The sequence below is a fragment of the Cyanothece sp. BG0011 genome, from assembly GCF_003013815.1.
Classification (GTDB): domain Bacteria; phylum Cyanobacteriota; class Cyanobacteriia; order Cyanobacteriales; family Microcystaceae; genus Crocosphaera.
The window spans coordinates 1-25797 of record NZ_PRLH01000187.1 but is presented as its reverse complement, the minus strand read 5'-3'; the positions used below and the strand labels follow the sequence as shown (position 1 = coordinate 25797).

General features: G+C 37.9%; 25 protein-coding genes and 1 pseudogene. 15 read left to right on the top strand and 11 right to left on the bottom strand.

What is annotated here, in order from left to right:
* Window position 1: 1 nt before the first annotated feature.
* Window positions 2-1303, bottom strand: a complete 1302-nt coding sequence (locus C4E06_RS23555; protein ID WP_232826351.1) for an HlyD family efflux transporter periplasmic adaptor subunit — start codon at window positions 1301-1303, stop codon at window positions 2-4.
* Window positions 1304-1431: 128 nt separating this feature from the next.
* Complete coding sequence (gene psb32, locus C4E06_RS23550; protein WP_107670806.1) at window positions 1432-2121, bottom strand: photosystem II repair protein Psb32; 690 nt, start codon at window positions 2119-2121, stop codon at window positions 1432-1434.
* A 329-nt stretch (window positions 2122-2450) separates the two neighbouring features.
* Here psb32 and acpP point away from each other — a divergent pair, with 329 nt between their 5' ends.
* Together acpP and fabF are read left to right on the top strand one after the other, a co-directional pair.
* Window positions 2451-2690, top strand: coding sequence for an acyl carrier protein (gene acpP, locus C4E06_RS23545; protein ID WP_107670805.1), 240 nt, complete (start codon window positions 2451-2453; stop codon window positions 2688-2690).
* Between the two features lie 91 nt (window positions 2691-2781).
* The gene (gene fabF, locus C4E06_RS23540; RefSeq protein ID WP_107670804.1) at window positions 2782-4032 is read left to right on the top strand and encodes a beta-ketoacyl-ACP synthase II; all 1251 of its coding nucleotides are present in this window, start codon (window positions 2782-2784) and stop codon (window positions 4030-4032) included.
* 117 nt (window positions 4033-4149) lie between these two features.
* Here fabF and C4E06_RS23535 read toward each other — a convergent pair whose 3' ends face one another.
* From C4E06_RS23535 to C4E06_RS23525, 3 genes are read right to left on the bottom strand one after another with little or no spacing between them, the layout of a single operon-like run.
* Window positions 4150-5142 (bottom strand): diguanylate cyclase domain-containing protein, encoded by a 993-nt coding sequence (locus C4E06_RS23535; protein WP_198648987.1) that lies wholly within the window; start codon window positions 5140-5142, stop codon window positions 4150-4152.
* 49 nt (window positions 5143-5191) lie between these two features.
* Complete coding sequence (locus C4E06_RS23530) at window positions 5192-7765, bottom strand: hybrid sensor histidine kinase/response regulator (RefSeq protein WP_107670803.1); 2574 nt, start codon at window positions 7763-7765, stop codon at window positions 5192-5194.
* Window positions 7743-8906 (bottom strand): sugar ABC transporter substrate-binding protein, encoded by a 1164-nt coding sequence (locus C4E06_RS23525; RefSeq protein ID WP_107670802.1) that lies wholly within the window; start codon window positions 8904-8906, stop codon window positions 7743-7745. Before C4E06_RS23525 ends, C4E06_RS23530 begins: the two co-directional genes overlap by 23 nt.
* A 216-nt stretch (window positions 8907-9122) precedes the next feature.
* On the opposite strand from C4E06_RS23525, the gene C4E06_RS23520 reads away from it, so the two are divergent.
* The 4 genes from C4E06_RS23520 to chlG all read left to right on the top strand — a co-directional run bounded on the left by C4E06_RS23520 (window position 9123) and on the right by chlG (window position 12772).
* Complete coding sequence (locus tag C4E06_RS23520) at window positions 9123-10355, top strand: site-2 protease family protein (RefSeq protein WP_107670840.1); 1233 nt, start codon at window positions 9123-9125, stop codon at window positions 10353-10355.
* Between the two features lie 68 nt (window positions 10356-10423).
* Window positions 10424-11098 (top strand): ParA family protein, encoded by a 675-nt coding sequence (locus tag C4E06_RS23515; RefSeq protein ID WP_107670801.1) that lies wholly within the window; start codon window positions 10424-10426, stop codon window positions 11096-11098.
* A complete protein-coding gene (locus tag C4E06_RS23510; RefSeq protein ID WP_107670800.1) occupies window positions 11095-11664 on the top strand; it encodes a hypothetical protein in 570 nt (189 codons plus the stop codon). The genes C4E06_RS23515 and C4E06_RS23510 overlap by 4 nt, the downstream gene beginning before the upstream one ends.
* 127 nt (window positions 11665-11791) lie before the next feature.
* Window positions 11792-12772: a chlorophyll synthase ChlG gene (gene chlG / locus C4E06_RS23505; protein WP_107670799.1), complete on the top strand. Its 981-nt coding sequence runs from the start codon at window positions 11792-11794 to the stop codon at window positions 12770-12772.
* A gap of 114 nt (window positions 12773-12886) precedes the next feature.
* On the opposite strand, the gene rpsO is transcribed toward chlG, so the two are convergent.
* The gene (rpsO, locus tag C4E06_RS23500) at window positions 12887-13156 is read right to left on the bottom strand and encodes a 30S ribosomal protein S15 (RefSeq protein WP_107670798.1); all 270 of its coding nucleotides are present in this window, start codon (window positions 13154-13156) and stop codon (window positions 12887-12889) included.
* 156 nt (window positions 13157-13312) lie between these two features.
* Here rpsO and C4E06_RS23495 point away from each other — a divergent pair, with 156 nt between their 5' ends.
* Window positions 13313-14569, top strand: coding sequence for a serine/threonine-protein kinase (locus C4E06_RS23495; protein WP_107670797.1), 1257 nt, complete (start codon window positions 13313-13315; stop codon window positions 14567-14569).
* 37 nt (window positions 14570-14606) lie between these two features.
* A complete protein-coding gene (locus C4E06_RS23490) occupies window positions 14607-15143 on the top strand; it encodes a peroxiredoxin family protein (protein ID WP_107670796.1) in 537 nt (178 codons plus the stop codon).
* Window positions 15144-15462: 319 nt separating this feature from the next.
* On the opposite strand, the gene C4E06_RS23485 is transcribed toward C4E06_RS23490, so the two are convergent.
* Window positions 15463-16554 (bottom strand): glycosyltransferase family 4 protein, encoded by a 1092-nt coding sequence (locus C4E06_RS23485; protein WP_107670795.1) that lies wholly within the window; start codon window positions 16552-16554, stop codon window positions 15463-15465.
* A 104-nt stretch (window positions 16555-16658) separates the two neighbouring features.
* On the opposite strand from C4E06_RS23485, the gene C4E06_RS23480 reads away from it, so the two are divergent.
* The 3 genes from C4E06_RS23480 to plsY all read left to right on the top strand — a co-directional run bounded on the left by C4E06_RS23480 (window position 16659) and on the right by plsY (window position 19172).
* Entirely contained in the window at window positions 16659-17072 is a 414-nt protein-coding gene (locus C4E06_RS23480; RefSeq protein ID WP_107670794.1) for a DUF3119 family protein, read from the top strand.
* A 235-nt stretch (window positions 17073-17307) separates the two neighbouring features.
* The gene (locus C4E06_RS23475) at window positions 17308-18483 is read left to right on the top strand and encodes a DUF3086 domain-containing protein (protein WP_107670793.1); all 1176 of its coding nucleotides are present in this window, start codon (window positions 17308-17310) and stop codon (window positions 18481-18483) included.
* Window positions 18484-18524: 41 nt separating this feature from the next.
* Window positions 18525-19172 (top strand): glycerol-3-phosphate 1-O-acyltransferase PlsY, encoded by a 648-nt coding sequence (plsY, locus tag C4E06_RS23470; protein ID WP_107670792.1) that lies wholly within the window; start codon window positions 18525-18527, stop codon window positions 19170-19172.
* Between the two features lie 49 nt (window positions 19173-19221).
* On the opposite strand, the gene C4E06_RS23465 is transcribed toward plsY, so the two are convergent.
* Entirely contained in the window at window positions 19222-20148 is a 927-nt protein-coding gene (locus C4E06_RS23465; protein WP_107670791.1) for an ion channel, read from the bottom strand.
* A 255-nt stretch (window positions 20149-20403) separates the two neighbouring features.
* On the opposite strand from C4E06_RS23465, the gene C4E06_RS23460 reads away from it, so the two are divergent.
* Window positions 20404-21369 (top strand): M48 family metallopeptidase, encoded by a 966-nt coding sequence (locus C4E06_RS23460; protein ID WP_107670790.1) that lies wholly within the window; start codon window positions 20404-20406, stop codon window positions 21367-21369.
* Between the two features lie 22 nt (window positions 21370-21391).
* Here C4E06_RS23460 and C4E06_RS23455 read toward each other — a convergent pair whose 3' ends face one another.
* Together C4E06_RS23455 and C4E06_RS28420 are read right to left on the bottom strand one after the other, a co-directional pair.
* A complete protein-coding gene (locus C4E06_RS23455) occupies window positions 21392-22027 on the bottom strand; it encodes a Uma2 family endonuclease (protein ID WP_198648984.1) in 636 nt (211 codons plus the stop codon).
* Window positions 22028-22109: 82 nt separating this feature from the next.
* On the bottom strand, window positions 22110-22343 hold the full coding sequence (locus C4E06_RS28420) for a hypothetical protein (protein WP_107670788.1): 234 nt from the start codon (window positions 22341-22343) through the stop codon (window positions 22110-22112).
* Window positions 22344-22464: 121 nt separating this feature from the next.
* Between C4E06_RS28420 and C4E06_RS23445 the strand changes: the two genes are divergently transcribed.
* Window positions 22465-22716 (top strand): hypothetical protein, encoded by a 252-nt coding sequence (locus tag C4E06_RS23445; protein ID WP_107670787.1) that lies wholly within the window; start codon window positions 22465-22467, stop codon window positions 22714-22716.
* Window positions 22697-22956 (top strand): annotated as a pseudogene (locus C4E06_RS29735) (Txe/YoeB family addiction module toxin). Before C4E06_RS23445 ends, C4E06_RS29735 begins: the two are co-directional and overlap by 20 nt.
* Before the next feature lie 4 nt (window positions 22957-22960).
* On the opposite strand, the gene C4E06_RS23435 reads toward C4E06_RS29735, so the two are convergent.
* Window positions 22961-24334 (bottom strand): GGDEF domain-containing protein, encoded by a 1374-nt coding sequence (locus tag C4E06_RS23435; protein WP_107670786.1) that lies wholly within the window; start codon window positions 24332-24334, stop codon window positions 22961-22963.
* Between the two features lie 307 nt (window positions 24335-24641).
* Here C4E06_RS23435 and zwf point away from each other — a divergent pair.
* Window positions 24642-25797, top strand: a 1156-nt coding sequence (gene zwf, locus C4E06_RS23430) for a glucose-6-phosphate dehydrogenase (RefSeq protein WP_107670785.1), incomplete at its 3' end; no start/stop codon positions are given.

The following is a 25797-nucleotide window of genomic DNA, read 5'->3' as shown; positions in this document are numbered from 1 at the left end:
TTTATAATTGAATTTCTGTGATAACTTTTGCATAGGTGAGTCCCGAAACTTTAGCGGATGATTCTGGAGTTAACACAATATCTACTTCAACCACTCTAACATCAACGTCCGCGGCCGGATCAGTATCTAAAACATCTTTTTTACCAATTTGTAACCCAATTTTCTTAACGGTTCCTTCTAAGGTTCCGGCAAAGCTATTATTATCACTTTTTATGATGGCTTTTTGTCCTATTTTTACCTGATTAATTTCACTTTCATAAACCTCTGCAACTACCATCATTTGATCGGTTTTTCCTAATTCTAAAATACCATTATCCTCTACTTTTTCCCCTGGATAGGTATGAATTTTTAACACTTGTCCCTCCAGAGGAGACTTAATATAAGCTAAGTCTAAATCTGTTTGTTTTTCTTGTAATTGAGCCATTGCCCTATCCAGTTCTGCTTGTGCTTTTTGAACATCAACTGGTCGAATTTCTGCAATACGATTTAAGTTAGCTTTAGCTGCTATAATTTGTTGATTTAAACTGTTGACTTCTTTCCTGGATTGTGCTTTTTCTGTTTCAATTTCTTCTTGTAATGTATTAATGGTTTTATTGAGTCTTTCTTGCCCTTCTCTTAAACTTTCTCTTGCTTGTTCTAATTCTAATTGACGTTGCTCTAACTCTGACTGAGAAATCACGCCATTTCCGGCTAAATTTTCATATCTTTGATACTCTCTTTGAGCATCTTTTAATTCAGCTTTTAACCGTTCAATCGTAGCGGTTTGTTCTCGTTTTTCCCCCTCTAATTCCATCTCTAACCGTGCCAGGGTGGCTTGATTTGTAGACAGTTCGCCTTCTAACTCCGCTTCTAATTGTTGAATGGTTGCTTCTTGTGCTTCAATTTCCCCTAGTTTAGCCCCTGCTTTGATAATTTCTAAATTAGCTTGAGCGACTTTTACTTCTTCCTGTGCTGCCTTGAAAGCAGCTTTTTTACTGTCTATATTATCTAAAATAGCCAAGGTTTGCCCGACTTTTACCCTGTCCCCCTCTTGCACTAATAATTGCTGAATTTTCGCCCCTCCTTGGGTGGGGGGTGGAGCTAAATTAATGACCTCTCCTAAAGGTTCGAGTCGTCCCAAAGCTGAAATTGTTTCTATTTTAGGGGATTTAACAGAGGTGCTAACTTCCGACTGTTGTGACTCAGAACGACTGAGGTTCAGTACGTAAACGGTTGTGACTCCCATTAAAGCCACCCCTAGGAGAGAAACCCCAATCACCCAGGGTTTACCCTTCTTAGATAATAGGGTTTTTTTGAACTCCATTGCTTGTCCCATTAGGCTTCGTCGCACTCACCAAAAATTTAGACTAGACTGTACAGTTTGATTATAGTGTTTTTAACTAAACGAGGGGTCAACCCTCGTTAACCCCTACGATAAAAAATATTCTGTTTTTAGCGACCGGGTATGCCGACATACCAGAAATAGGTTGCCATAGGGATAACCGTAGCGAGAACCATTAAGATTACCACCCAGATAGTTGCGCTGGTATCGTCTGTATCTTCTGCACTGGTAAAGGTGCTTTCAATATTGAGTTCTTGCACTTCAGGGGGACCGGGGTCGGGGTTGCCAGATAAAACAGCCACAAGGCGATCGCCAGCTTCGAGGAAAGCCTCATTATACTTGGCACTCCGTAAAGGGACAGCAAGGGTTTCTTTAACCACACTCGTCGCAATTTCATCAGTTAATAAAGACTCGGTGTCATCTCCTTGACGTAAAGCGGTTTTATTGGTTAAAGTATCGACGACCAAAATAACTTGGTTAGCCTTTTGTTCGGGGCTAGGATACCATTTATCAAAAATACCATCGGCCAAGTCTTGCATGGTTAAACCATAATCTAAACGACGGATAGCAATGAGTCTGACTTCGTTGCCCGTATTATTGGCTAATTTTTTTAATTGACCATTGAGGCGATTTTCATTAGCAAAACTAATGGCATCCGCTTGATCAACCACCCAAGTGTCTGATCCGGGGGTTAACACAGGGAGATCATAAACCCCCGTTGCCGACGCAGGAGCGATCGCACAACTCAAAGCGATGGCCAGACATAGGATAAGTCCTATCAGGTATTTTATGGGTTTCATAGCAAATAGTTGAATGAAGATAATAGCTTAATTTTCAACTATTTTGACATACTCAAGCCTCTGTGCAAACCTGATTTGGATACTAAGAAAAATTCTAGTTTTGATATTGATCTTGATCTCTGTGACAACCGACACCCCACACCCGACACCCCACACCCCAAAATAATCTTCTTATTTCCCTATTCCCTGACTGACCATTTACCGATAATATGAATAATGCTGAATCAACCTTAACAGTAAAATCAACTTTAGGGAATGGTAAATTCCGCCCCATTTCCTCCCCATCATGGTTAAACTGACGGGGTCCTTAGCGGTTAATTTAAAGATTAATGAACCAAGAAATATTTGAAAAAGTAAAAAGTATCGTCGTCGAACAACTCGAAGTTGAAGAAGATCAAGTGACCCCAGAGGCCAATTTTGCCAATGACTTGGGGGCTGACTCTTTAGATACCGTAGAATTAGTAATGGCCTTAGAAGAGGAGTTTGACATCGAAATTCCTGACGAAGCGGCTGAAAATATCGCCACAGTCAAAGCTGCGGTGGATCACATTGAAGAAGCGACCAGCTAAAGCCTAATTAATAACAAAAATAAGTTATTTATCCCCCCATCGCTCCCTAATTTCGTTGTTGGGTAGATCAATCTTTTTATAAGGGAAAATCATGACAAATTCACAATTAAAGCGAGTAGTGGTAACCGGGTTAGGTGCTATCACCCCCATTGGCAATACCCTAACAGACTATTGGCAAGGTTTAATGAGTGGAAAAAGCGGAATCGGCCAGATTACCCATTTTGATCCCTCTCAACATTCTTGTCGCATTGCTGGTGAAGTGAAAGGATTTGATCCCCATGACTACCTCGATCGCAAAGAAGCAAAGCGCATGGACCGTTTTGCCCAATTTGGCGTGTCAGCCAGTTTACAAGCCTTAGCTGACTCTAAATTAGCGATTAATGACCTTAATGCAGAGCAAATCGGGGTCATTATTGGTACGGGAATAGGGGGGATCAAAGTCCTTGAAGATCAACAAGAAATTTATTTAAACCGAGGCCCCAGTCGTTGTAGTCCTTTTATGATCCCCATGATGATCGCTAATATGGCCTCAGGGTTAACGGCCATCCACACAGGAGCTAAAGGACCGAATACTTGTACGGTAACCGCCTGTGCGGCCGGCTCTCATGCTATCGGCGATGCCTTTCGTCTGGTCCAACGAGGTTATGCAAAAGCCATGTTTTGTGGGGGAACCGAAGCAGCTGTGACCCCCTTATCTTTAGCCGGGTTTGCGTCGGCCAGAGCTTTATCAACCCGTAACGATGAACCCCAAAGAGCAAGTCGTCCCTTTGATAAGGATCGAGATGGTTTCGTCATGGGAGAAGGATCAGGCATTTTAATTCTTGAAGAATTAGAACACGCCTTAGAACGGGGTGCGAAAATCTATGGAGAAATCGTGGGTTACGCCATGACTTGTGATGCCTATCACATGACGGCACCAGTTCCCGATGGTGCCGGGGCTACCCGCGCTATGGAATTAGCCCTCAAAGATGGGGGAATTTCCCCGGAACAAGTCAGTTACATTAACGCTCACGGCACCAGTACCGCAGCTAACGATGTGACCGAAACTAAAGCCATTAAAAAGGCGTTAGGAGATCATGCTTATCGTATTGCGGTTAGTTCCACTAAATCGATGACCGGTCACTTATTAGGCGGTTCCGGGGGGATCGAAGCAGTGGCTACGGTGATGGCCATTGCTAATGATCGCATTCCCCCAACCCTTAATTTAGATAACCCTGATCCTGAGTGTGATCTTGATTATGTTCCTTACGACAGTCGCCCTTTAGACATTGATGTGGCTTTATCTAACTCCTTTGGGTTTGGTGGACATAATGTGACCTTAGCCTTTAAAAAATATCGTTAATTTGATGTTTTTGGTGAGTTAATTATTGATGAAGTTAGCTTATGTTTCTCCTGCATCTAGCAATATGTAGGAGTAATTGTCACAAGAAATTACCTTCCTGATAACCTGCAACCAAATCTACTCAAAAATAGTAGGTTTGGACATCGGAAATGAATCGTTGATATTGGTGATTACAAAAAAGCAGTTTTTACCTGTTTCTTTAGCTTTATAAAGAGCAGAATCGCTCATAGACAGTAAAACATCTGATGTTAAACTAGGAGAAGGCATTAAACTAGCAAATCCTAAACTAATTGAAACATAAGACGAAACAGCAGAGGAACGATGGGGTATTTTTAACTGTTGAATCTGTTCAATAATTCTTTGACAAATGGCTTCACCTCCTTGATTATCAGTATTGGGTAAAATGATAGCAAACTCTTCTCCTCCATAACGACAGACTAAATCTGTTCCTCGTAAAACAGCTATTTTTAAACCTTGGGCAACCTCAAAAAGGCAACGATCGCCTTTGAGATGACCATAGGTATCATTATAGAGTTTAAAGTTATCTACATCGCACAAAATAAGTCCTAATGGTTGTTCTTGTCGTAGGGATCTTTGCCATTCTCTTTCTAAACAATCATTAAAATAAAGACGATTTCCAATCTCAGTTAAAGCATCGATGCGAGCCAGTTTTTCTGATTTTTTCTTACTTTTTTCTAATTCTTTCACCAGGGTTTCTAAATAAGCATTTCTTTCTTTTAATTCTTGTTGTAACTGTTTTATCTGTAGTTGATTTTTGATTCTAGCTAAAACTTCTACTAATTTCAAAGGTTTCGTAATATAATCAGATCCGCCTATAGAAAAGGCTTTTACCTTATCTAAACTTTCATCACTGGCACTAATGAAAATGATGGGAATGTCTTTTGTTTTTAGGTTAGCTTTTAATTTTTCACAAACAGTATAACCATTCATATCTGGCATTTTAATGTCGAGTAAAATTAAATCAGGAGGTGATAGTTCAACAGATTTTAAGGTAGTCACTCCATTGATAGCTTGGCGCACTTCATACTCATTATCTTCTAACATATCTGATAACAATTTCAAGTTGGTCACTTGATCGTCAACTACCATGATAATTGGTTTTTCTTTTGATCTAAGTAAACTTGACATAATGATAAATTTATGTATGAGTTGAGTAATAGTGATCAATTAAAGCGGTAATTTTATCAAATCGATAATTTTCTGCTAAGGGTTGGAGAAATTGAGCTAAACTAGGATGAGAATCTTCAATTTTTTTAATCAACACTAACACTTTTTTTCCTTGAAGATAAAGACTTGCTTCATAGAGATCATTTAGCCAGTCTTGAGGCATTTGCTCTAAAACCGTAGGGTTTACTTCAGTATGAGATGTTAATTGAGTTTGTTTAGTATCTGATTTATAAACATATTGTAACCCTAAATATTGTCTCATTTTTTCCCAAATGACTGCCCTTTGGAAAGGCTTAGCCACAAAGTCATCACAACCGGAAGATAAAGCTTTTTGTCGTACATTTTCAGAGGCATCAGCCGTTAAAACAATGATATAGGGAAATAACTCAGTTGTTGTGTTTTTGATAGATTCAATGGCTTTAAAACCGTCCATAATGGGCAACTCTAACTCCATCCAAATAAGATGGGGTTGCCATTCTTCCCACAGAGAAATGGCTTGTTGTCCATTGTAGGCAACTTGGACTGATAAGCCAATAGATGATAATAGATTAACCAACAGATTCCCACTTGGCAAATCATCATCAACCACTAAAATGCGATAATGAGGTTGGTTGGGGGCTAAACCAATTACTTTTTGGGGTATTGTTTGAGATAGAATTGTCTCTTTCTTAACTAATTCTACCGGAATTTTTATGGTAAATGTTGTACCAATATCAGGCAAGCTATCAACGGTTATCTTACCTTCCATTACTTCAATAAATTGATGGGTGATATAGAGTCCCAAGCCACTTCCTTGTGCTATATTACGTCCTGTTTCTGTTTGTTCAAAAGGCTTAAATAATTTGCTTATTTCTTGGGGTGAGATTCCTTTTCCTGTGTCTTTAATTTGCAATATTAAGTCATAGTAATTTTCATTATTACTAGAGTTAAAGTAGCCACCATCTTCCTGATAAACTACTATTCTCACACTTCCTTTTTCTGTAAATTTAATAGCATTATTTAATAAGTTAATTAAAATTTGTTTTAGTTTCTTTTTGTCAGCATAAATATAGTTTAATTTTTCTTCAAGATTGTTTTCTACCGCAAACTCTAGACCTTTTAAACGACAATTAAGGGCAAACATTTCTTGAACATTCGTTAATAATTGAGATAAATTGAAACTATTTTTTTCTTGTCTCATTTGACCTGCTTCAATTTTAGAAATATCTAAAATTTGGTTAATTAGAGATAAAAGATGTTGACTACTATTATTAATAATCTCTAATTGTTTTTTTTGTTCACTATTCAAGAAGTTATCTTGATACAGTCGTTCACTATAACCAATAATATGATTTAACGGGGTTCTTAACTCATGATTAATATTTCCGATAAATTCTCGTTTGACTTGATTTGCTTTTTCTAGTTGTATTGTTCTTTCCTGGACGCGAGTTTCTAAAGTCTCAAAGGATTCTTTTAATTGTTTTGTCATCTTATTAAAGCCATTATATAATTCGCCTAATTCATCATTATTTTCTATTGTTAATTCTAAATCAAACTGATTATTGTTGATTTGTTTGATAGCTAATTGTAAGTTTTTAATTGGTTCAATAACACGCTTTTTAATAAAGACAAAAATATAGACAATAATGATTATAATGATTATTAAAACAAGTATTAGGACAATAACAATAGGAATAAAAGGATAAATAGTATCTAGAAAAGGTTGCTCAATAGTGACAACCCAAACCAGATTGTCTAAGTAATCTAACCATTTCTCACCTAAAAAAATGTCAAATCTTTTATGATAAGCAAATACTAATTCTTGACTAGGAGATTGTTCAATTGTTAATCTTTCTAAATTGTTAAAGTCGATTTGATAACTATTGATGTGACTTTGCAATAACCTGATATCTCGATGAAGAATAATTCTATTTACATTATTAATTTGATCAATAATGTAAATATTATTTTCCTTTCCTTGTGTATTGGTTAACTGTCTTAAAAGTTCATTTAAGTCAATACGAGTTACTAAATTAACGTTATCATAAGGTAATCCTAATTCATCAGTTAACTTAACTACCATTGTCACTGAATAATTATTAAGTTCATAAGTTACTAAACCAAACCAAACCTGAGTAACATCTTGCAGGTTATGTAACCAAGGTTGTTCCTGAATTTTATTTAGTTTAGGCCGAAGACTGCGACTGCTTTGAGCAATTACTTTCCCATCATTTTGAACTAGCAAGATATCTAAGATAGCTGGATTTCGCCAACGAATTTGACGTAATAATTGTTCTTCTTGGGAAGTCGTTGCGTCACGAGCTAAAATACGATTTCTTAATACGCTAGTTATTAAGGTTTGAAAAAATACTTGAAATGTCCCAATTTTTTCCTCACTAATTTGTTCTAAAGTCCAATCAATTCTTTTCACTATTAATAAAGAACTAATCACAATGCTGCTAATTACCCCCAAAAGACAAATAATAGTTAAGAGCATGATTCGGTGAGTAATTTTTTTGAGGAGTGATTGTTGTCGACATTTATTAATTTGATGACGATTTTTCATGATTTAAAATTTCATCAATATTATCTAGGGTGAGCAAAATATCAGTTGCTATTTGTTCTTGTCCAATGAGTTGACATGAGGGAAAGTTAGTTACTTTATTTTCTAAATAATTAATCATCAATTGAGTTACTAAATTAATTTGATTTTTGGGAATTTGATCAATAGTTGCATCAATTTTACCTGTTTTAATAGCCTTTACACCCAAAAGTGTTCCATCAAATCCAGTAATAATAATACCTGAGCGAGCCGCTTCTTTAACTGCTTCACTAGCTCCCACTGCCATTTGATCATCTGCTGCCATAATAACATCAATTTTTGGGAATTTCCTTAACCAAGTTTGAGTAATTAATTTAGCTTTTTTTGTTTCCCATTCAGCCGATTTCATATCTAAAATCTCAAGACGATAATTGGTATTCGCTATTTTTAAACCTGCTAAAAAACCTTGACGACGTTCGATGGTATTTTCTTCGTGTAATGATCCTTCTAAAATCAAAATATTAATTTTATTATCCTTCACCGAAGATTGTTGTATTTTTTTAATTACCCACTCTCCTAAAATTTCACCTCCTTGGAAATTATTAAAAGTTACAAAGGTTAAAATTTTATCTGTATCGATAGGAGTATCAATTACAATCACAGGCATACCTGAATTTGTGGCTTTTTCAATAATAGGAACTAATTGAATAGAATCTTCGGGAGCAATAATTAAACCATCTATTTCTTGATTTTCAACCAACTCAAGAACTAAACCAATTTGCTTTTTCACGTCTCCTATGATATTGGGTTGTTCCTCAGTGAATTTCACAACAGTTTGAATCCCTAGGATATCACCAACCTCTTTTGCTCCTTGATCCATCGTTTGCCAAAAAGGATCACTTTTAGCTTTAAAAAGATAAGCAATTTTCCAAGGTTTTGTTACAGTGATGTTATCTTCTATATAATCAAGATTAAAAGGTTGACATTGTTGATAATAAGAAGATTGAGTCAAAGTCGTTTCTTCTAAAACTGTAGTCTGTGTTTTCTTTTCTATTTGACAACTAAAAATAAATAAGAGGAGACATGGATAGATAATAAATGACAAACTGACTCTTAGCAGTTGTCTTGAATGATTAATAGAGTTTAAAAAAATTTTTCTAACCATTGATGATAAGACAAGATTAAGTTAAGCATTCGGCGAAATCTTCGTACTTAGTCTCCCAAAGAAACAAAAATATTCGAGAAGACAAGTTTACGTTAAGATATTAATTGGAGGTTGATTGTAGAAAAAACTATTCATAACTCCACGGCTAACATTGAAGATAACAAGGCATTAGCTGAAAAATTGTTAAGAAAAATAAAAAATACACTCCCTTTGATCATGGACGGAAAATGGCAAATTGGTTCTTTATTGGGCATCCCTCTTTATATTGACTCTTCTTGGTTTTTCATTTTGGGGTTAGTTACCCTGGTTAATTCTCAAGAAATAACCCAACTTAACTTAGTGGGAAACCTCTGGTGGTTAGCTTGGATCGCCGGGCTAATTTTGGCTTTACTTCTGTTTATTTCAGTCCTTCTACACGAATTAGGTCATAGCTTAGTAGCCTTAGCTCAAGGAATCAATGTTAATTCCATAACCCTATTTCTCTTTGGGGGAGTCGCAGCCATCGAAAAAGAATCAGAAAACCCCATCGGAGCCTTTTGGGTAGCGATGGCCGGACCATTGGTGAGTTTAGGACTCTCGGTTATTCTATTTACCCTTTTGTCAACCCTTCCGTCTCGTGAAAACTTAGATATGATTGGTGGTTTATCGGTCTATATGATGGAAGATATCGCGAGAATTAACCTAGTGCTAGGGATTTTTAACTTAATTCCCGGCCTCCCCCTAGACGGGGGACAAGTGCTTAAAGCCATTATTTGGAAACTAAAAGGCGATCGCTTTACAGGGGTGCGTTGGGCAGCTGCCAGTGGTCAATTAATCGGTTGGTTAGGGATTAGTTTAGGTCTATTTTTAATCCTCCTAACCGGTAGTTTAAGCGGACTATGGATCGTCTTTATCGGTTGGTTCGTACGACGGAATGCAGAAAATTATCAACGCATCACCCAATTACAAGAAAGTCTTTTAACCATTACCGCTAGGGAAGTGATGACTCGTGAGTTTCGCGTCATTAATGCCCATCTCACCATAACTCAATTGGCTCAAGACTATCTACTCAGTGAACTCCATGAGAGGATGGTCTATTTTGCTGCATCAGAAGGACGGTATCGAGGGTTAATTGTCATTGAAGACTTACAAAATATTGAACGCAGTCAATGGGATACCATGACAGTGTGGGACATGGTTCATCCTTTAAATACCATTCCTTCCGTGGGTGAAACAACCCCCGTTGTTACCATTATTGAAAAGCTAGAAGCCATAAACGAGGGTTATATTACCGTATTATCCCCTGCCGGTGCTGTAGCCGGCATTATCGATCGCGGAGATATTGTCAAAGCGATCGCAGCTTATCATCAATTACCCATTCCTGAAACGGAAATTAAACGCATTAAAGAAGAAGGCACTTATCCGAGTTATTTACAATTACCGGCGATCGCGAAAACCCTTGACACCTGAATGCACAGACAGGGAGATTATGGGAACAAGAGATGAGATAATAATTAAATGGGTAGATATAGGGCAATATGAGCAAGGAGAATTCTGCATCAGCATCAAACTCATCCCCAACCACCATTATTGCCATTATTAATGGGAAAGGGGGTGTGGGTAAGACCACAACGGCGGTGAATGTGGCCGCTATTTTAGCTGAAAAACAAGACGTTTTACTGGTAGATGCTGATCCCCAGGGTTCGGCCAGTTGGTGGACACAACGGGGTAAAGAGGGAATGGATTTTGACTTAACCGAGGAAAATAACCCCAAAATTCTGCAAAAACTGCGTAAAGTAGAAGAATATGATTTAATTGTTGTCGATACCCCCCCGGCCTTACGTTCAGAAGCCCTAAAATCAGTGATCACCTGTGCCGATTACATCATCCTCCCCACACCGCCAGCGGCCATGGATTTAACCGCGCTCATCGAAACCGTCAAAACCGCAGTCATGCCGTTAAAGGTCGCTCATCGGGTATTATTAACAAAAGTAGACTCTCGCAGTTTAAAAGAAACCCTAGAGGCTCAAAACACCTTACTCGAATTAGGAATTCCCGCTTGTCATGCCTTTGTGCGTCAATACAAAGCCCACGAAAGAGCCGTTTTAGAAGGGGTTCCCATCACAGAATGGCGTGGCAAAAATGCCAAAGAAGCGCAAGCGGATTATCGCCGAGTCGTCGAAGAATTACAACGGGATTGGAATCAATTATGACAAAAAAAGAATTATCAGATTTAATACGAGAAGAAGCCACAAACAATTCAGAAACTACTTCTGAAACAGGGCAAACTCCTATCGTTCCTAGCAATCGCGCTCGTCTGACTAAAGCCCAATTAGATGAACTGATCACCGAATTAAATCAGGCCCTGCAACAAGAAAAAAAACAAGTCGACAGCTTACAAAATAAAGTCAAAACCTTAGAAACTGAAATTAAAGAGGAACGAGACTTAAGTAGTCGTTTGCAAAACGAATTAAAAGACGCAGAAAACTATCAATCCCAATTAAATGAACAAAAAGAATTAGTAGAAAAACTCTATAGGCAACTGCAACAAAAAGAAGAGTTAGCGGTAGAATTAGCCGAAAAAAATGAGTTAATTGCTTCATTACAGGCGAAACGACAAGAAGAGCCTAAACCCCTGGTTCCCACTCCTTCACCTCGCGAAGAATTGCAGGTAAAAGAAACAGCTTTAACTAGGCAAGCTAGGGAGTTAGAACCCTTTGCCGCTCCTGCTTCAGCCAGCAAACCATTGACCAATGAAGATATTGGCTGGTTTGATTAATGAATGTAGAATTTAAAATTTAGAATTTAGAATTAAATTCTGATCTCTCTTAAACAAGTCATTGTTTAAATGTTCTTTGTTACCTTGAACATTAATTGATGATCCATTATTAATTATCCATTAACCTATGTCTGATTCAACTCCGTCAAAGATTAACGAAAAAAGCAGCAAAACTCGTCAATTATTAGGAATGAAAGGGGCGAATTCTGGAGAAACTTCTCTTTGGAAGTTACGCTTACAGTTAATGAAACCCATTACTTGGATTCCTTTAATTTGGGGGGTTGTCTGTGGGGCTGCCTCATCCGGGAATTATACCTGGAATTTAGAAAATGTTTTGCTGGCCGCCTCTTGTATGCTGTTATCAGGTCCGTTGATGGCTGGCTATACCCAAACCCTCAATGATTTCTACGATCGCGAAATTGATGCCATTAATGAACCCTATCGCCCTATTCCTTCCGGGGCGATTTCTGTTCCTCAGGTGGTAACACAAATTTTATTGTTATTGGGGTTAGGACTCGGATTAAGTTATGGGTTAGATCGATGGGTTGGCCATGACTTTCCCATCATGTTGTGTTTAACCTTAGGGGGAGCCTTCCTAGCGTATATTTATTCGGCTCCCCCATTGAAGTTAAAGCAAAATGGCTGGTTAGGTAATTATGCCCTAGGAGCCAGTTACATTGCCTTACCCTGGTGGGCGGGCCATGCTTTGTTTGGGGACTTAAACTGGACGATTGTTATCCTAACCCTATTTTATAGTTTAGCTGGCTTAGGAATTGCGGTGGTTAATGACTTCAAAAGTGTCGAAGGCGATCGCCAACTGGGGTTAAAATCCCTGCCTGTCATGTTTGGGATTAATACCGCAGCTTGGGTATGTGTCATTATGATTGATGTCTTTCAAGCTGGAATTGGGGCTTATTTAATTTACATCCATCAAAATCTTTATGCTGCCATTTTGCTCTTATTGGTCATTCCTCAAATCACCTTTCAAGATATGTATTTCTTGCGTGATCCCTTAGAAAATGATGTAAAATACCAAGCCAGCGCACAACCCTTTTTAGTTTTAGGAATGTTAGTGGCTGGATTAGCGTTAGGCAATGCAGGGGTCTAGCTATAGTCAAACGAAGCAGAAGAGGAAGAATTAGATGTCAACATAAATTAAACTTCTGACTTCTGACTTCTGACTTCTGACTTCTGACTTCATACAAACTTCCTCGTGCTTTTTCTAACGACGAATGCCAAGGCGTTTAATGAGGGCTTGATAACGATTGGTATCTTTGCCGTTAATATAAGCTAATAAACGGCGACGACGGCCAATCATTTTCAGGAGTCCTCGACGAGACGCATGATCTTTAGGATTTTGCTTTAAATGATCCGTTAATTGGGTGATGCGTTTAGTAAGGATAGCCACTTGTAAATCAGCCGATCCGGTGTCAGTTTCGTGAACTTGGTATTCAGTGATCAAGGCTTGTTTTTCGTTAGCGGTCAAACTCATAGAACTTATTCAATAAATGCTGCAGCCTTTTATAATATCATTTATTTTTTGATCTAACTACCCTCAGCCCTATCAATTATGTTGGTTGATAAAATTTAGTGTATAACTGAATCTGGCAGTCTAAACTAGAGAAAGATTGACCCATGACAAGTGTAGATGAGCCTTTGCATTAACCCTCAATGTTCTAATCCTGACAATCGGGACACATCCCTTTTTTGCCAAAGCTGTGGCTCAGAGTTACTGCTGGATGGACGCTATCGGGTTATTAAGGAATTGGGGGGTGGGGGGTTTGGCAAAACCTACGAAGTACAAGATAGTAATCCCCAGCACTCGGACGGAAATCAATCTACCCATAAGGTACTTAAAGTTCTTCTTCATAATCATCCTAAATATCTCGAACTGTTCGAGAGAGAAGTGAGTGTGTTAAGTCGTCTTAATCATCCAGGCATTCCCCAAGTTGAGCCAGATGCTCACTTCACTTTCTATTTAAACAATAGCAACACCCCCTTGTACTGTTTGGTGATGGAAAAAATAGAGGGGCTTAATTTGAATCAATATATTACTCAACGGGGTAAGTGTATTTCCCAAAAAATAGCCATTCAGTGGTTAATGCAGTTATTGCGAATTTTAGAAGAAATTCACCATCATAATTTTTTTCATCGTGATATTAAACCGTCCAATATCATGTTACGGTCTACGGGACAGTTGGTTTTAATCGATTTTGGCACCGCTAGGGAGGTTACAGATACCTATCTATCAAAACAATCAACCGGAGAGGTGACAGGGCTATTTTCGGCGGGCTATAGCCCCATTGAACAGTTAAATGGTCAGGCGGTTCCCCAGTCGGATTTTTTCGCGTTGGGACGGACCATTGTTTATTTATTAACGGGAAAACATCCCAGTGAGTTGTATGATTCCCATGTTGATCAGTTAAACTGGCGAGAGAGGGTTCCGGAATTATCAGCGGAGTTTGCTGATGTGGTCGATCAAATTATGGCTCGTTTACCCAATCAGCGGCCTGAATCGGCACAAGTTGTTCTTAACCAATTAGAAGCGGTTTATCATAACTTGTACGGCTCCGATAGTTTTCTGGATAATTTTGCCCTTAATGCCGTTAGTGAGAATGATGAAGATATGCCCACTCGTGTTGCGCCACCTAATACACCTTTACCGTTACCCCCTAAACCTCAATCTTTTGCCTTTAGCGAACCCACCGAAAAGATTGACCCTAATTTTGTTGAACAGTGTCAAACAGAATTAGCTGAATTAATTGGTCCAATGGCTTCTTTAATCTGTCAAAAAACGGTCAAGAAAAATCCTAACATTTCTCCGTCGGATTTTGTCAAGGCATTAGCCACAAAAATTCCTGATCCCCAGAAAGCCGAAAATTTTAAAGAAAAATTATTAAGTTGATCCCCTGTTCACGAATGAAAAAAAATACCATAAACTTATGTTGACATCTACCGATTTTACAGGTTTATTTAATCAACGTTTTTTTAATAACTTTTTACCCATTCCTGCCACTCATCAAATTTTATTAGGCAATCAAGCACCGGATTTTATTCTACCAGATATTACTAATAATCAAAGGGTTAGATTAGGAGATTATTTTGAACAACAGCCTGTTATTTTAGCGTTTACGCGTATCTTTACGGAAAAGCAATATTGTCCTTTTTGTTATCCCCATATTATTAATCTCAACAAGTATTATGAACGGTTTGTTGAACGGGGTGTAGAGGTTTTAATGATTACCAGTACCGACGCTCAACAAAGTCAAATTGTGGTTCGAGATTTAGGGTTAAAAATGCCTTTATTGAGTAACCCCGATTGTAAGGTGTTTCGGATGTATCATACCGGACAAGCGTTAGGCGCCCCCCTTCCCGCCCAGTTTGTGTTAGATAAAACCGGTAAAATCCAATATAAACATTTATTTTCGTTTCTCGAACCTAATGCTAGTGTTGATCAATTGTTACTCAAAATAGCTTAAGTAGATCACAAAGATCCTAGTTAGGATTGCGGGGGAGCAGGGAGACCGGAGCGGAGGAGAAAGAAAATAGAATAAAAATAAAAAATTAGGGAATATGATTGAGATTCTTAGAGATTTATAACCTTTTGAACTTTTATTTACTCTAAAATACTTTAAAATAATCTCCCCTTCTCCCCACTCCTCGCGCGTTCACGCTTGTCGGGGAACCCCACCGGGGTCGCTCGTCTCCCTTGCAGCCCAAACAAGTAAGTTTTCGATCTACTGAGCTTCCTTTTCAGAGGAGCAACTGTAGGGAGACTATCTTAATTCATCTGAAAAATTAAACTAATTGGTAAAACCAACCTTCAAAGCGATCGCCTAAAGCTTTAAGAGAATAGTCTGCTTCAGCTTGTTGACGACATTGTTGCCTGTCAATTTCATCAATCTGATTAATCCCATCAACTAACCCAGAAATACTATCCGGTTCGACTAAAAATCCCGTCTTTTTATGTTGGACAATTTCAGCCGGTCCACCCCGTCGATACGCAATCACAGGAACCCCACAAGCTAACGCTTCAATAGCCACATTTCCGAAAGCTTCTACCCATCGCGGAGTCATCAATAAAGCTTTGCATTGCCCTAACTTTTCTTGTAATTCTTGGGTACTCAAAAAGCCTTCATATTGATAAGGTGCATGGGGATAATTTTGACGAATGGTTTGCCAATAGTCTTCATCCGTCACCTTACCAAAAATTTTTAAGGGAATATTAACGATTTCTGCTGCTTCTATGGCATCTTCTAACGCCTTTTCTGGGGCAATTCTTCCCACCCAAGCTAAACAATGATCAGGGGTATCATAATAATTATATAAAGATAAATTTAAGCCACTGCCTAAGATATGACAAATATCATTAAAAGGAAAGGTTTTGGCTTGAGTATGGGTATAAACCCCAATGGTTTTTGGGTATTTGATAGCCACTCGGTTCATAACCTCATCAAAAGCATCCGTAATCGACCCCATACTGATAAAATGGGCAATAGGACAATGGAAAAAAGGAGTAAGATAAAAAGGTAACCAATCAAACGCAAAATTAACCATTAAATCATAGTCATTTTGCACCCTTCTGGCATAGTCCCACATATTAGCCAAAACAGAATTTTCAGGCAAAATAATAGGCGTGTCTCGACGATGATTTTGGATCATCTCTTGGCAAGTTCCTGAAATTTCTTGACAAGAAAGATGGGGTAATTTTGAGCCTTGAGGTGCCACCACCGTGACTTGATGTCCCCGTTGACTCAATTCTTGCCCTAGGTTAAGCAGGGTTAACTCAACGCCTCCCCCAATTCCTGAGCCTAATGGTCCGACAGGGGTTGACAAAAATAACAACTTCAGCATGGGACTTTCTAAAAAAGTTGACAATAACGGTTCCATAAATCAGGAGATAGATGTTATCCTGGGAGCTAATTTGGCTATAATTTATCTCTTTTATCATTGTCCCATAATTGTTCTGCTCAATACAGATTCTTGCCCTTCCTATGACTTCTGTAACTCCCCCTAATGTCAACCAGCAAACCATAGAACTGGCCCCAAGCTATAACATCCCGATTATTTTGATCGTGATGGCGATCGCGACTTTATTCATACAACCTTGGGTCAGTTTTCCCTTAGCCTTATTGGGCTTGTTTTTGCTCCTACAAACGGTTACCATTCGCCTACAATTTACTCCAACCGCTTTAGATGTTTATCGATCTGATCAGCGTATTCGTAGTTTCCCCTATAGTGAATGGCAAAACTGGAAAATATTTTGGCAACCTATCCCCATATTATTTTACTTTAAAGAAGTCAAGAGTATCCACTTTCTCCCCATTATCTTTGATCCCCAAACCCTTAACGCCTGTTTGGAACGATTCTGTAATTTTGATAAAATAGAAGAAAGCGGGTTGAAATGAATACCGATTCAACGATAGACTTTTGATAAGTTAACTCCCTTTAGTCGAAAAAATAGGCAATAGGTAACAGATAAAAATTAGGTGATTCGAGAGGACACAAAACTAATTGGATTGCGTTCAATTGCCGTCACCTAAATAGGGCAGATTATATCCATCTGTAACCTATGGTCTCCTAAGCCTTTGATTGACTTGCTCAGAATCTAAAATCCTGAACCCTGTTCCTTACACGAAATCCATGACCTCAGACGTTCCCCAATCTTCAAACCCCGATCTCACCCCTAATTCCCCTCAAGAGAAAGCTTCTTTCGAGGATAAAGAAGGGTTGGAACCGTTAAACCTTCCTGAGACACAGGGGGAAAACAATGAAGTGGTTGACTCATCAGATAAGGACGACTCCGCTAATGATGAGCCCTCTAGACCAGTGGATTTAGAAAAGACCATTGAAGAGCTTAACCAAGAGGTTGCCGACCTCAAACAACAGAAACAGGGTTTAATCGCTGAAATCGAAGCTTTAGAAGCCAGCAAAGCTCAAAAACTGTCAGAAAAAACCCAGGCAGTAGAACAGACTTTGGAAAAAATGGTAACAGAAGGACTCAAAGAACTTCAGCAAAAAAAACAAACCCTCGAACTATCCGTTGAACAATTAGAACGTCGTCGGGATAGGATTCGGGAGGAAATGAAAACCACCTTTGCAGGAATCTCCCAAGACTTGGCCATTCGGGTACAGGGTTTTAAAGATTATCTGGTGGGGAGTTTACAGGATCTCGCTGCCGCCGCTGAACAGTTGGACTTGCCGACTCAAGAGAGTTGGGAACAACCCTCAGAACCGGTAACACCTCCCTCAAATAGCGGGTCAACAGTCCAATTTGCGCCTCAAGAATTCGCCGAACAAACTCGTAAAATTCAGCAAATTTTAGAGCAGTACCGCAAAAATCCTGACTACTATGGACCGCCTTGGCAGTTACGCCGAACCTTTGAACCCATTCACGCCGAAAGAGTACAAAAATGGTTCTTTTCTCAAGGGGGAAGGGGAACCATTCGTTCGATGGGCAGTCGCTTACAAAACATCTTAGTGGCTTCGGCGGTGATTTCCGTTCTCAATGAACTGCACGGCGATCGCACTCGGTTTCTAATTTTAGCCCATACCCCAGAAAGACTGGGAGAATGGCGACGGGGACTCCAAGACTGTTTAGGCATTTCTCGGGGGGATTTTGGCCCAGAAAGAGGGATCGTCTTATTTGAGTCTCCCGATCCTTTGATTCAAAAAGCAGAGAGATTAGTAGAGGAGAAGTTTCTGCCTCTGGTCATCATTGACGAAGCAGAAGAACAAATCAGCCTCTCCTTACTGCAATTTCCGTTATGGTTGGCCTTTGCCCCCGATCCACAACAAATGAGCAGTTATCTCTATTAAACGACCAAAACTTTGACCACCTTCAATTTTTATTATGACTTATGGCTTTTTTCATTAGCGCATTACTAATTCTCATCGGCTATCTACTGGGTTCGATTCCCACAGGATACCTAACCGGGTTACATCTCAAAGGGATTGATGTTCGTGAACATGGTTCGGGATCAACCGGTGCCACTAATATTTTACGCACCATTGGCAAACGGGCTGCGATTTTCGTCTTAACGGTAGATTTAGCCAAAGCGATGTTAGCGGTTATCATGGTTAAACTCTGGTTTTTCTTCCAATGGACGGAGCTGATCCCCTCAGAATGGAAACCTTGGTTAGTAATCTTAGCTGCGATCGCTGCTGTGTTTGGTCACAGTAAATCAATTTTTCTCAATTTTACCGGTGGAAAATCCGTGGCATCTAGTTTAGGTGTTTTATTAGTTCTTAACCCCATTGTGGCGTTAGGAACCTTAGGCAGCTTTTTAGCCATGTTAAGCTTATCCCGTATTGTCTCCCTGAGTTCTATTACTGGAGTCATAGCGGTTAACATTCTCATGTTTGGGTTACATCAGCCTTTACCCTATTGTTTATTTGGGCTAATTGTGGGACTGTATGTTATCTTCCGTCATCGGACTAATATTATTCGTCTTGTACAAGGAACGGAACCCAGACTTGGACAAAAATTACAACAAGAAGGAAGTTGATTATTTCTGACCTTGAGATTATCTCGAATACCAGGAGGTAGTTATGTTCTTAGATAACTACCTCCTCATCTTTTTTAGGTTTAATTTCTGTGGGATAAAAAGGAATAACATCATGAAAACGATTGATATCAATATAATACTTGCCATCGGGCCTTTGTCGGAAAATATCGACTAATTTCATATCCCATAAAATGTCTTGATAACGGTATAAATAACGGGCGTGAATGGTTTGAGAAAAGGTTTCATCTAATCCCGTTAAGGTAACCCAAAGTTCGGTATTGTCTTCGGCTAAACTATCCGCTGAGGTTCCAAAAAAAGGGCTATTTTCATCAATGGCGTGCATTACTTGCCAACTTAAACTAAACATAGGAGTCTGCGATCGCAATAAATTCAAATCATAAAAACGGCGCATAAAATGACCTTCACTACTGATTTCGTTGCGCACTAAACTGACTTGTATTTGTGCTTCTAAAATTTGATTATCTCGTTGGTTAGCGGCGCGAAACATTAGAGTAGGAACCCCGTTAAATGGGCAGATTACAGCAACTTTACTAAATAAAACCCTAGCCGTCGGGCGAGAGAAACGAGCAAACATTAATCCAGTTAAAATGGCCACTAATAATAATCCTGTCCATACCTCTAAAGTGACTAAAATTTGAGCATAGAGCGTTTCGGGATACATCGAACCATATCCTACCGTCGATAGGGTTTGAATACTAAAGAAAAATGCGTCTTTAAATGACCCTGGTTCAGCATTAGCAATTCCCTCTCCTGTGGTTAAATAAGCAACAGCAAAGATAATATTAATAACTAAATAAAAAAGACTGGTTAATAAGAGGAATTTTTGCCAAGATAAGGCTAATAGCCAATGATATAAATCGTTTTCAGCAGGATGTAATACATCAACTTGTTGTAGGGGTTTTCTTCGTTTCCCTATCTTTAAAAAACGTTTACTAAAAAAAAATACTGTTTTCATCATTATGATAATTTGGCGAATAAGATAATAAATAAATCAAATTATAACGCAGTTTCTCCCGTCTCAGTCAAAGGGTTAATTAAATGCTTTTTTCTTCACTGATTCACTTAAGGTTTTATGATTGTCTATTGAGTTATTTTTTACGGTATATTTAAACATTTTTTAAATCACAGATAACAATGCTTAATATTCAAGTCTTCTCTTATCTGTTGTACAATATATAATTAATTATCCAGAATTTAAAGAGAGGAAACCATGTCTAGTTATCCTGGACTTTCAAGGGAGGCGTTTCGTCATCCCCTAGATAAACAAGCAGAACAAACGTTAAGAAGTGTTCCGGGTTTTGATATTGTTGCTAGTAGCTTCATGGAATATCTTTATGAAAGACCTCAACACATTTCTTTAATGGGAAATAGTATTAAAGTCGGTCCGCGTCAATATGGTACATTGTACGGTATTTTTAGAGAAACGGTTTATGATTTAGATATTAATCCTGAACCCTTAATTTATGTCAGTCAAAACCCTATTGCTAATGCTTATTCTTTGGGTAAACAACAACCTTATATCGTTTTAAATGCGGGGTTATTAGACTTATCCAATGAACTAGAATTAAGAACAGTCATTGCTCATGAATTAGGTCATATAAAATGTGAGCATAGTTTATTAATACAAATGGCTATTTGGGCCATGGGGGCAGCGTCTTTATTTGGAGAATTGACTTTAGGTTTAGGTAATATTATTAGTAGTGGGTTAATTTTTGCTTTTTATGAATGGCGAAGAAAAGCAGAATTATCAGCAGATCGAGCGGCTTTATTGGTAATTGATGATACAGAACCTATTTTTAGAATGATGATGAAAATGGCTGGAGGCAGTCATAAATATGCCCATGAATGTCATTTGGATGAGTTCATAAAACAAGCCGATAAGTATCGTGAATTAGATGAAGATGATCTCAATCAACTTTATAAATTTTTGATTTATAATGGGGGTAATGGAGTCTTTTTAAGCCATCCTTTCCCTGTTGATAGAGTGCATTATTTACAAAATTGGGCTAATTCTAACGAGTATGAAAATATTCGTCAAGGAAATTATAAAACATCTCAAAAAACTGAAGCAGTTACAGTTGATCAAAGCGAAGAAGCCGCCAACTTAAGGAAACAAATTGAAAAATTACAACAAGAGATTGAAAGAATTAAAAATAACAATAAAAATCAAGATTAATTTTATTAGCGATGTCGTTTCATCAAAGATTACTAAATTGACGTAAAGCAAGACTTGATCCTTGATTCCATCCTAACTCAATATATTGAGGTAAGACAGTTTTAACATCAAAATCAGGAAATAATCGACTCGTTGAACTGTCTTGGTAACTCTCTCCTTCTAACAAATAAATGTTTAAATTTTCTTGGCGATAAATCCATAATTCAGGAACTTTAATAACTTCATAAGCATTGATATCTGTGATGGAAGTAAAATCAACTTCAATGGCTAAATCTGGAGGTGGATCAACGGTTAAATTAAGTTTATCTTTACCTAAAATACCTTGTCTGTTATTAATATAAAAACAGGTATCTGGTTCAACTCCTGCTACTGGTGGTATTTTTAGAGTAATAGGGTCAAAACATTCCCAGTCTAACCCTTTTTTCTCTAAAAGAATTCTCACTAAATTTCTGAGCAGATCAATCCGTTTTCCGTGACTAGGTAAAGGAGACATAAGGCGAATTTCTTGGGTATTCAGATTAAAAGAAAGTTTAGGAATAGAGGTTTCTTGTCTTAAATTCAGTAATCTCTGATAATCTTCCCATGTTTGATCCCGAAAAATAACCGTGTTACCAGGGGATAAAGTTAAAGTGTCTTCACTAATAGTAATTAGCATCATAAACCTTAAATAAACTAATATAAATACTATTATAATTAAAGAAGAAAGACTTACATTAATTTACCCATGAGTGATACTGTTATCATTGACGATATTTACAACCTTTTTCGTGCTTCTCAAATGGTTCTGGCCTGAACTTGCCCGATTTTACTGGAATTTCCCCTAACCGGTTCAATGCTAATGCCTTTATTGAAGAAGCCGCACCTACTTCTGTACCCGAAACTGCAAGTATTTTAGGATTATTGGGAGTAGCTTCCTTGGGTGCATTGGTTTCTAAAGGCAAAAAACAAGCTTGATTAATGATTTTTTTAAACAATTAAATTGGTGTGTAGGGGTTAACGGTGGTTGACCCTTTTTTGCAGTCTCTATTGCTATCTTTTTTTAATTGATCTAAACTGAGAGAGTAGTTAATCACTTTATCAAGATAAAAATCAGTAATGATTAACAGCATTAAACAGAAGGCCATTGTTGGCAAAAATGGCAAAATCGAATTATCAGAAACAGAGTTAACCGAAGGTTCTCTAGTAGAAGTCATCGTTTTAGTAGAATCAGCAGATGAAGAAGACGAAACTGAGTATTTGTTAAGTTCACAAGCTAATAAAAAACAATTACTTGACGCATTAGAAAATGTTAAACAAGGTCAAGTTATTTCTGTTGATTTAGATGAGTATGAAAAAAGTTACCTTTGAGGTTAAAGCGTTTGAGGAGTTTACTAATTGGGCGATTTTAAATAAAAAAATATTCAAAAAATTTGCTCTTTAATTAGAGATGCTCAAAAAAACCCTTTTTCTGGTCTTGGCAAACCAGAACCATTAAAATATGAATTACAAGGATGTTGGTCAAGACGTATTACAGAAGAACATCGATTAGTCTATAAAATTGAGGGAGATATGTTAATTATTTTATCTTGTCGATATCACTATGACTAAAATTTTATTTAAAAACAACACAATTTCTTCCTTGATCTTTTGCTTTATATAAGGCTGAATCAGCTTCTTGTAGAATACGATTATAGTCAGGATGTCCCTCGTAAATAGCCACCCCAATACTACAAGTAATATTAAGAGATTTAACCCCATTTATCTTAAAAGTTTGAATTTCGCATTTATGACGAATTCTTTCAGCAATATGGAGAGCAATATATTGATCAGCACTGCCCAATAAAACTAAAAACTCTTCGCCTCCTGAACGAAAAATAAAGTCACTTTCTCGCACTGTTCCTAATAATAATTCTGCAAATTGTTTAAGCACTAAATCCCCGGCTTTATGTTGATAAGTATCATTTATTTGTTTAAAATGATCAATATCAATAGCTAACATGGCATAAGGAAGTTTTTGTTGGCGACAAATCTCTGTTTGACGACGTAAAATAGTAGGTAAATAGCGGCGATTAAAGACACGGGTTAACGCATCCATTCCTGTGTCTAATTCTAACACTTTTTCTATTAAAGAAGAAATAAACCAAGAGGTTTTGGTGACGGCATCATTGAGGGCAACAATATTATCAAAAAACTGGTTTTCCTTTCCTTCTATTTTAGATTTTGCAGCTATAAATAGGGCATGGTCGATGTCTAAAATTTGTTGTTTTAAATCCGATGCAAAATCTAATTGATATCCAATAAAATCAGCTTTATAAACCACCCAAAGACCAAAATTAGAAGATTGTAATTTGGGTAAAGAGTCTAGATGTATATCAGGATTTTGATAGAGAAAGGTTAAAGTATTTCGTAACCAATCTAATAATAAACCTCGTAATCTTTCACATTCAATGGCAGTATTTGGGCTAATTCCTTTCATCTTCAAAGAAAGTTCATTAGTTTCATGAATCACTTCATTAGATACATAAGCTTCAGAAATAATTGAGACTAAAATATCAAACACTTGTCCTAAGACTAAAAAAGCTTGAGTAATATCCTCTTCTGTCTTGAGAAACTCATGAAGACGACTATAAATCTCTCGCTTTAAAATACTAATCCCATAGGTAAAATAATTAAAATTGACATTAATATTAGCATGAACCAATCCGACTCTTTTTTGTCGTTTGATCATTGCTTTGATTTCTGCTTCATTATGAGGGTTAAATAAAGCCTTAATCCAATGGGTTAAATGTTGTTTAAGATTTTTATCAACTAAACTATGTTTGATGAAAGCTTCGGTTTCAGGGATTTCTAATAATTCAGTATAAAATTGTGAGACAATAGCTGATATTTCTGGCTCTAATAGCTCTCCCATACGGGTTAAAATATCGGCGGATTCACTTTGATAAAGTTTCTCTAACTTAATTTCTATTAATTCTTTGATTTTCATTATAATTAATACATATAAAATACAACAAAATAATTCCCTTAATCTTAAAAGATTAAGCTGGTTAAATAATATAGTTTTGAACCCTCTTTAAATCTAACATAACTGTTTAGCTAAAATCTTTTAATTGTTACTCAGACTGACTAAAATTTACAAAAATTGTCTAATTTGAAACCGTTAATAAAATCTCATTGGCTATTTTCTTTTGTCCCGTCTCTTTCTGCAAAGCTTAATTTTGTGTAATAACTTACCTATCTTCAAAAAAGTTCTCGTTAAACTAGAGACTATCGAAGGAGCCAAGAAGAAGCTTATGGTAACGCTGTTAGAAAACCCATTTCGCGTTGGACTGCGCCAAGAAAGAACCCCAGAACCCTTAATACTTGTCATTTTTGGAGCATCCGGCGACCTCACTCAACGTAAACTCGTTCCGGCACTCTACAAGATGAAACAGGAACGGCGACTCCCCCCAGAATTAACCGTGGTTGGGGTTGCCCGTAGAGACTGGAGCCATGACTATTTTAGAGAACAAATGCGTGAGGGCATTGAAGAATTTTCCGACGGCATTGGAAACGAAGAATTATGGAAGGATTTCGCCGAAGGATTATATTATTGCTCAGGCAATATGGATGATCCTGAGAGTTATCAAAAATTAAAAGGCTTTTTAGAAGAATTAGACGGAAAACGCGGCACTAGAGGTAATCGTGTTTTCTACCTTTCTGTTTCTCCTAAGTTTTTCCCCCCAGGAATTAAACAGTTAGGGGCTGCAGGAATGTTAAGCGACCCCATGAAACACCGTATCGTCATCGAGAAACCCTTTGGAAAAGACTTAAGTTCGGCCCAAGTTCTCAACCGCATTGTACAGAATGTCTGTAAAGAAGAACAGGTTTATCGTATTGACCACTATCTCGGTAAAGAAACCGTTCAAAACTTATTAGTGTTCCGCTTTGCTAACGCTATTTTTGAACCCCTATGGAACCGTCAATTTGTTGATCACGTCCAAATAACCGTAGCCGAAACTGTCGGAGTTGAAGATAGAGCCGGTTATTACGATACCTCCGGGGCCTTGCGAGATATGCTGCAAAACCACCTCATGCAGCTATTCTGCCTCACCGCTATGGAACCCCCCTATGCCTTAAACGCCGATAGCATTCGTAACGAAAAAGTGAAGGTCTTACAAGCCACCCATCTTTTTGACGTTAATAACCTCGAAAAATCAGCTATTAGAGGACAATACAAAGCAGGATGGATGAAAGGGAAGCAGGTTCCCGGCTATTTAGAAGAACCCGGCGTAGGGGAAAACTCCTCGACTCCTACCTATGTGGCCATGAAACTGATGGTAGATAACTGGCGGTGGAAAGGAGTCCCCTTCTATCTGAGAACCGGAAAACGGCTACCCAAAAAAGTTTCCGAGATATCCATCCAATTTAAAGACGTACCCTTACTCATTTTCCAGTCGGCAGCCCATC

Excerpts from the sequence above, each read along its gene's own strand:
- C4E06_RS23555 (WP_232826351.1), bottom strand. The coding sequence starts at position 1,303 with ATGGAGTTCAAAAAAACCCTATTATCTAAGAAGGGTAAACCCTGGGTG.
- psb32 (WP_107670806.1), bottom strand. The coding sequence starts at position 2,121 with ATGAAACCCATAAAATACCTGATAGGACTTATCCTATGTCTGGCCATC.
- acpP (WP_107670805.1), top strand. The coding sequence starts at position 2,451 with ATGAACCAAGAAATATTTGAAAAAGTAAAAAGTATCGTCGTCGAACAA.
- fabF (WP_107670804.1), top strand. The coding sequence starts at position 2,782 with ATGACAAATTCACAATTAAAGCGAGTAGTGGTAACCGGGTTAGGTGCT.
- C4E06_RS23535 (WP_198648987.1), bottom strand. The coding sequence starts at position 5,142 with ATGGTAGTTGACGATCAAGTGACCAACTTGAAATTGTTATCAGATATG.
- C4E06_RS23530 (WP_107670803.1), bottom strand. The coding sequence starts at position 7,765 with ATGAAAAATCGTCATCAAATTAATAAATGTCGACAACAATCACTCCTC.
- C4E06_RS23525 (WP_107670802.1), bottom strand. The coding sequence starts at position 8,906 with ATGGTTAGAAAAATTTTTTTAAACTCTATTAATCATTCAAGACAACTG.
- C4E06_RS23520 (WP_107670840.1), top strand. The coding sequence starts at position 9,123 with ATGGACGGAAAATGGCAAATTGGTTCTTTATTGGGCATCCCTCTTTAT.
- C4E06_RS23515 (WP_107670801.1), top strand. The coding sequence starts at position 10,424 with ATGAGCAAGGAGAATTCTGCATCAGCATCAAACTCATCCCCAACCACC.
- C4E06_RS23510 (WP_107670800.1), top strand. The coding sequence starts at position 11,095 with ATGACAAAAAAAGAATTATCAGATTTAATACGAGAAGAAGCCACAAAC.
- chlG (WP_107670799.1), top strand. The coding sequence starts at position 11,792 with ATGTCTGATTCAACTCCGTCAAAGATTAACGAAAAAAGCAGCAAAACT.
- rpsO (WP_107670798.1), bottom strand. The coding sequence starts at position 13,156 with ATGAGTTTGACCGCTAACGAAAAACAAGCCTTGATCACTGAATACCAA.
- C4E06_RS23495 (WP_107670797.1), top strand. The coding sequence starts at position 13,313 with ATGAGCCTTTGCATTAACCCTCAATGTTCTAATCCTGACAATCGGGAC.
- C4E06_RS23490 (WP_107670796.1), top strand. The coding sequence starts at position 14,607 with ATGTTGACATCTACCGATTTTACAGGTTTATTTAATCAACGTTTTTTT.
- C4E06_RS23485 (WP_107670795.1), bottom strand. The coding sequence starts at position 16,554 with ATGGAACCGTTATTGTCAACTTTTTTAGAAAGTCCCATGCTGAAGTTG.
- C4E06_RS23480 (WP_107670794.1), top strand. The coding sequence starts at position 16,659 with ATGACTTCTGTAACTCCCCCTAATGTCAACCAGCAAACCATAGAACTG.
- C4E06_RS23475 (WP_107670793.1), top strand. The coding sequence starts at position 17,308 with ATGACCTCAGACGTTCCCCAATCTTCAAACCCCGATCTCACCCCTAAT.
- plsY (WP_107670792.1), top strand. The coding sequence starts at position 18,525 with ATGGCTTTTTTCATTAGCGCATTACTAATTCTCATCGGCTATCTACTG.
- C4E06_RS23465 (WP_107670791.1), bottom strand. The coding sequence starts at position 20,148 with ATGAAAACAGTATTTTTTTTTAGTAAACGTTTTTTAAAGATAGGGAAA.
- C4E06_RS23460 (WP_107670790.1), top strand. The coding sequence starts at position 20,404 with ATGTCTAGTTATCCTGGACTTTCAAGGGAGGCGTTTCGTCATCCCCTA.
- C4E06_RS23455 (WP_198648984.1), bottom strand. The coding sequence starts at position 22,027 with ATGATGCTAATTACTATTAGTGAAGACACTTTAACTTTATCCCCTGGT.
- C4E06_RS23445 (WP_107670787.1), top strand. The coding sequence starts at position 22,465 with ATGATTAACAGCATTAAACAGAAGGCCATTGTTGGCAAAAATGGCAAA.
- C4E06_RS23435 (WP_107670786.1), bottom strand. The coding sequence starts at position 24,334 with ATGAAAATCAAAGAATTAATAGAAATTAAGTTAGAGAAACTTTATCAA.